The organism is Staphylococcus sp. GDX7P312P (assembly GCF_008385775.1).
Taxonomy (GTDB): domain Bacteria; phylum Bacillota; class Bacilli; order Staphylococcales; family Staphylococcaceae; genus Staphylococcus; species Staphylococcus haemolyticus.
Genome location: NZ_VUKI01000045.1, coordinates 1 through 6,548 on the forward strand (window position 1 = coordinate 1; position 6,548 = coordinate 6,548).

General features: G+C 27.0%; 4 protein-coding genes. 3 read left to right on the forward strand and 1 reads right to left on the reverse strand.

Annotated elements, in window-relative coordinates; translation table 11 throughout:
• Window positions 1-256 precede the first annotated feature (256 nt).
• Window positions 257-1,729 (forward strand): MFS transporter, encoded by a 1,473-nt coding sequence (locus F1592_RS11295; RefSeq protein ID WP_031886471.1) that lies wholly within the window; start codon window positions 257-259, stop codon window positions 1,727-1,729.
• Between the two features lie 500 nt (window positions 1,730-2,229).
• Here the strand turns inward: F1592_RS11295 and F1592_RS11300 are convergent, their stop codons facing one another.
• On the reverse strand, window positions 2,230-2,997 hold the full coding sequence (locus F1592_RS11300) for a DUF536 domain-containing protein (protein ID WP_031886470.1): 768 nt from the start codon (window positions 2,995-2,997) through the stop codon (window positions 2,230-2,232).
• Window positions 2,998-3,436: 439 nt separating this feature from the next.
• On the opposite strand from F1592_RS11300, the gene F1592_RS11305 reads away from it, so the two are divergent.
• Window positions 3,437-4,372, forward strand: coding sequence for a replication initiator protein A (locus tag F1592_RS11305; RefSeq protein WP_053022576.1), 936 nt, complete (start codon window positions 3,437-3,439; stop codon window positions 4,370-4,372).
• Between the two features lie 1,412 nt (window positions 4,373-5,784).
• On the forward strand, window positions 5,785-5,910 hold the full coding sequence (locus F1592_RS11315; RefSeq protein ID WP_031886468.1) for a hypothetical protein: 126 nt from the start codon (window positions 5,785-5,787) through the stop codon (window positions 5,908-5,910).
• The last annotated feature ends 638 nt before the right edge of the window (window positions 5,911-6,548 follow it).

The window sequence follows — 6,548 nt, forward strand, 5'->3', positions numbered from 1 at the left end:
TTTTTACTTTGCAACAGAACCGAAAAATCGCTAATTATTGTATAGAGAATAATTTTGATAACATTTTGAAATGACTAGAAATCTTGTAATGTCTGAATATGTCAAAACTATCTTAAAAAATAGTACATTCTAATTATGCTCTTACATGAAATTTGAAGTAAATTCAAAAATTGTTTTTTCATTAGGGCGTTAAAGAAATATAAATTTAAAATAAGGCGTGGTATAATCTTATGAAGAAAGGGAGTATAGAAGTAGTATGTTAGTAACAAAAAAGGCAAAAATCATTGAATTATTTATTATAAGTGTATTAACAATTATAGGTATAGGATCACAATTTTTTTCCAATTTAGCTTATAGCTTGAACCAAGGAATTTTACAAACTTCATTTGGTATAGGATCAAAACAATTAATTATTCCATCTATCATAGGGAACTTCATGTTTGCTTTAGGAGTACCTTTCGGACACATATTTGCACATAAGTTCGGAACAAAAAAAATAGCACTATTTTTTTTGTTTTCCTTTTTTATAGGTTCAATTATAGGTATCCTTTCATTTGATATTTTTTCACTATCTTTGGCAAAAATTATACAAGGTTTTAGTACTGGAATATTATTTTTTACTCTTCTACCTAAATTATTTCTAAGCTTTCCGAAAAGATTTAAGAATGTTTTTTTATTAATTGTAATAATTGGATTATTTGGTGCTAATGCACTTGGAGGAGTTTCAGGCAGCCTATCTTTAGAATTGGATAAGTGGAAATGGATTTTTATAATCAACATAATTTCGAGTTTATTATGCTTTATTTTAGGCGTTTTCTTTATAGAAGATGATAAAGGAACTGTTTCAAGATTTGATAAGTTTAATTATTTACCTATGTTGTTTTTAATATTTTCAACTATCTTTTTAACTTTACCTATGATAATGATTACTCAAAAAAGTAGACTGGATTTCAATATGATTGTTTTTTTATTAATAAGTTTCCTATTTTTCGTTAATTTTGTTTATACAAATTCAAAATCTGAGGATCCAATTATCTTTTTATCCTCTCTATTTCACAAAAAACCAATGATTGGATCTTTTATGGCCATATCTTCTCATCTAACTTTATTGACAGGCATAGCTGGTATAAATGTTTTTTTGATGAAAGCTTTAAAATTACCTTTTGATATTACAATGAAATTTTATTTTTTCTTTCTTTTAGGGGTTATAATAACAGGTTTTATAAAAATGTTTTTTTATAGCTCATTAGGTGCAGGGATTTTAGGTACTCTAGGTTCAATATCAATTTTGTACTTGACAATACATTGGCTTACAATCAATAGCAATATAAACATACACTTATTGTATGTCCAAGGAATACTTCTTGGATTTGGTACAAGTATGACTTTACTAAGCGGCGCCATGGCTACACTATTAGATGGAGATTTAAAATATGCTTCTAATAGATCTATAACAATGCATACGATTAGAAATTATTTGTCTGCCATACTTGTGCCATTAATCACTTATCTTTTGAGTACTAGTATACAAGAGTCAATTCAATCTCTATATAGTAATTATACATTTACTGTTTTTAATAAATTAGTTTGGATAAAAAAAATGCAAGATATTGTTATTCAATCAGACAGGCATATCTTTGTTTTGATGTTTATATTTAACTTAGTTATGCTAATCTCATCAATTATTCAAATAATACTAGGTAAAGGAAGAAGAATAACTCCAAAATAATAAAGTGAAAAATTTTCGATTACTAAATTATATAAACAATTATTCTTAATTTCATAGCTATATAAATGAAATTTCGTCCTATTACTTGACTAGAATGCTACAATAGCAGTAATTAATTTTGATAAGCCTCCTTGAATTACAGTTACACCAAAAACTAAAAGGTCCCTTCTGATTTAGGTTTAAACATTCGCTTCAACAATGTTTAAACCTATAATGCTAAAATAGATATCGCCTGCAGTTTCATTTGCTTTTAAACACACTGAACCGTATAGTTGTTACATTTTCTAATTCAAATTCTCCTTTGATATCTCTATATTTAAATATGGGTGCATCTTCGTTTTCAATCACTATTTTCCCATTAATTATTATTTTGGAAATTCCACTTGTTTGATATATTTAAACGTCTGTTGTTTACATAATCGATGATTATCAGAAGTTTCATCACTATAAAAGGTGTATCAAAGATTTATACCCCCTTGATACACCTTTTACATTCATTTTTAATTACCGAAGAATCGACTCCAAAATCCCTTTTTAGGTGGTTCTACCTCCCTATTATCATCAGGATCACTCTTCGTTTCTTCAACGAACTTATCCTCTTTTGTTAATTCACCTTCATCTGTACTATCATTCTTTTTCTCTTCGGCTATATCCTTGTAATTTACTTCTGTTGGTTGACGCTTTGTTTGTTGTTGGTTGATATTTTGCGATTCTTCAGTAAAAGTTGCTTCTTGCGGATTAATATTTTGTCTATTATTCGTCGCTGTATCAAAAGAATAATTAAGCTGTCTTTCTTCTTCTAATTGGCTTTCTAGTTTTTGAATTTTTTTATTGCTTTCTAAAGCTAATATTTGTTGATTCTCCAACAATTTATTTAATGTATTAACATTGCTATTTTGTTGATCTAATTGCTTAGTTAAATTCTCAATATATTTTTCATCATTTTTAGCTCTAGTTTCAAAGATTTCTATTTGCTTTTCTAATTCGTTTACTTTTGTTTTTAATGTCTCAGAACTATTTGAATTATTATATATATACTTTTCTGCTTTTGCAGTATTTTCACCAAACAATTCTTTTTTTACTGATTCTTTATTTTGGATTGTACTCTCTTTCTTAGTAATTTTTTCTATAATTTTCAAATAATCATTATCATCAATATAATTAATCCCATTTTCTTTTTCAAAAGTTATATTTAAACTTTTAGCATTATTAACAATAGTTTGTTTAGTTACACCTAATTCATCAGCAACCATTTTAATAGTTCTCATAACATCCACCCTTAGGTACCTAATTTAGTACCTAAATTTTACCACCTAATGAAGTTTATTTCATCAATTACCACTAAATTTACTACCTATTTACTACATATGCACCTAATTAGCTACCTATAATATGTTTTTGAATCTTAATTAGGTACTAAAACAATGAACTACACATTTTGCCATGGCAATGTGCTTTTAACTACATTTAAAACTCTTTATATACTTTCTTAAAAGTGTTAATATTGCTTTATAAATACTAAAAGAGTCAATGCTATTGGCGTAGCATTGACTCTCGGTAATAAAACGATTCGCACTCGTTTGTTTATATATTTTTTGATACTTGTATTATATCTATCTAATCATCTAAGTGCAAGCACAAAACATATAACTTACGTAAAAATTGTTTTATTACCTCAATCCTAAAAATGGAAATGAGGTTTTTATTATGCCCAATTTTGAAAAATACAATTTATCACAAGTAAAAACTGAAAGGTTTTATCAACTACCTAAATATTTATTCGAAGATGCATATTTTAAAAAAATGTCGGCGGAAGCCAAAATTATGTATGCGTTATTAAAAGATCGCTTTGAATTATCCATCCAAAATGAATGGGTAGATAAAAATAATAACATTTACTTTATTTTCAGTAATAAACATTTGTGCGAATACTTAGGTTATGCAGAACAAAAAATTATAAAATTAAAAAAAGAGTTAATAAGTTTTAATTTACTAACTCAAGAACGTGTTGGCCTTAATAAACCAAATAGATTATATTTATTAAAACCTAATTATGACATTAAAGCCAGTCATAGCAAGGAACTTCCAAATTCACAGTTCCAGAACAATGAATTTGGAAGTTCTAGAACTGTGAATTTAAGTGGTCAAGAACTTCCAAATTCACAGTCTAATGATACTGAGAATAATGATACTGATTATATTAAGACTGAGAGTAATGATACGAATGATTTGAATGATAATAAACTAACTTTTCCTAGTAATCATACAAATCATTCAAATCACGATAATTCAAACTTTAATAATGAAGCTTTAAAATTCCAATTACTCGAAGAACTACCGAAAAGTATTCAAAACTATCTAAGTAACTTTGAAGTAGCTGAAATTAAAATTATCAAATCTGTATTGTTAAAAGCCAAAACGTCCTTTAATAATTCTATTGATACATATTATTTATTAGAAGATATGGAAATAGAAATACTTCACGTTCTTAAACGTTTTAAAGCCATTCTTATTCAAAAAAATGAAACCATTGAAGCCATGCAAGGATACTTAATGAAATCTCTTAAGTCTGAATTCGCTGAAATGCATACGCTTAATAAACGACGTGACCATCTACCAATCACTTCTTTATTTAATCAATAATGATTCAATTAGAGAGCATCTTTAAATAGATGTTCTCTTTTTTTATTAACAGGTGGTTGCCTTAGCAACCACCTAGACCAAACGAAAGGTAAGGGAGGAGATAACAAAATAACATCAATACAATGTCACAATTTCACAACATAGCATGCTGCTATTAAAGAAAGGAGGATCACTTATGAATAATAAGAAAAAGATTAAAGTTACTTTGGCATTAATTAATGTTCTCTTAACGGCAGTCGAATTTTATCTTCAATGGCAATTGAGTAAATCTGAAAATGAACTGTAGTTAAGCAAGTAGGTGGGACTAAAACGTTTCTGTTTTAGTCCTATTTTTTTCTATAAACGAGTATCATTCATTTAATAATGGCTCAAATAATTTTTCATAAGAAGAAAAGTAAAATGATCATTTAGCGTTGTTTTAACTTTTAAAAATGTAAAATCGGAAAGAAAAAGTTGAATTTATCATTCCATAAAATCAAAATTCAGATTCAATTGATATACATCATAAACAAAAAGTAAGTTGTTAATGTTAAAGAGATGGGTCGAATGTAATTTTAAATTTGAATTTTTCTATCCCAAACTGAGTAAAGATATTTACTTAGTTTTCTCTTTTTTTATCTCCAATTATTTTACTAACAATGCTTATTTTGAAAATAAAAATAAGCACTTAAAGTAAAAAATGAAGAAAAGAATAGCCACTTTTGTCTTCAAACATGTTTTGTTTTTGGAAATATTACAAACATGATAGGATTTTCAGATAGTATTTGACATGAGCATAAGGGAATCCAGTACCACCTAAGGTGGTATTCAGCATAGCTGAAGGATTATCTTACATTCACCTTGATTAATTACTTTTTTTAAAACTATTATAAACATTGATATAACAATATTTAGAGTTAATATTAAATAGAAATTGATTGAGATTATAACCCTTAATATTGCATACTATTTACAATTGTTACAAGACCACTTTAAATTGTTTAAATACTATTATTTTTGTTGATTTCATAGGCTTCAGTCATCCTCAATCCTATAAATAGGATTAATTTTTTTACCCAAATCCTATTAATCCTACTACTTTTAGTATTAATTTCAACAACAAAATCACTAAAAAAGTAATCTAAGCAATTCATACATTTGTTTCACTTTTTGAAATTGATTAAATACTTTTTTCTCAATATCAAATTCAATAATGATCATATTATTTATTTTTAAGTTCAAAAAAAGAGAAAGAATAAAACAATTTCTATACGTTTCTATGCTCAATTTTATTAAAAAGTGACTCAAAATTTTTAATTTTAATTAACTATAAAATGTTAATTGAAAAGCAGAGTATTATTTATTTTAGACTGTCTAAAGAAATAAAATAGAACGGAAAACATGCCAAATGGCATTTTCTAAAAGAAGGTGATTTGACAGTATATTTTTATATTTGGAATAAAAAAGAGTATTTAACGAGTGAACTCTTTGATTTAACAGAAAGTGAAAAACAAGAAATTAATCATCAAGTGATTGATGAAATTGAAGAAGAAAAATAAAAATAAATTTTCTTAAACGTTAGAAAAATTTAACGTTTTTTTGTTGATAATACGCTAAAAATGGCTGGGTACATTTTGGGTACAGACACAATATGATGTGGGTACAAAATGGGTACAACGCAATATCTTGTGGGTACATTCTGGGTACAAAACAAATTTTAGGCACCTAATATAAAATGTTGTAACCCTTGAAATGTCTGGCTTCGCCAGACCCACCTTTTTAAAAGGTGGCAAATTTCCCTTATGCTCTTACAAAGAATTTGGAGCCAATTCAAAATTTTGGTGTTTTAAAAGAAAAATGCCTCTGCAAGAACTAAAAAATAGAACTACTTCTTGAATGATTTTATGCCAATTTTTAATTTGCATATAACTGGGCAGTGTCTAAAAAAATTCGTCACTGGTTAAGCAAAAACTTTAGGTTTGTTTTTCTGATTTTTAAATTTAGCTCATATTTGCGTTTTAAGAGCCGTTAAATCGTTTTAGGTATAAATAGTATAAAATGATTATATATAAACCCCTAAATGCTCTAAAAAGTATCTTAAAATTGCGAATAAGGGTATAAAAAAATAAAAGCTACCCCAGATAAAGTGAGATAGCTTTTTCTTTCGTACGGTCTATTTATTTTTCTTTCGACGCCG

Bases quoted from the DNA above. Each gene is read 5' to 3' on its own strand.
- F1592_RS11295 (WP_031886471.1), top strand. From the start codon at position 257: ATGTTAGTAACAAAAAAGGCAAAAATCATTGAATTATTTATTATAAGT.
- F1592_RS11305 (WP_053022576.1), top strand. From the start codon at position 3,437: ATGCCCAATTTTGAAAAATACAATTTATCACAAGTAAAAACTGAAAGG.
- F1592_RS11300 (WP_031886470.1), bottom strand. From the start codon at position 2,997: ATGAGAACTATTAAAATGGTTGCTGATGAATTAGGTGTAACTAAACAA.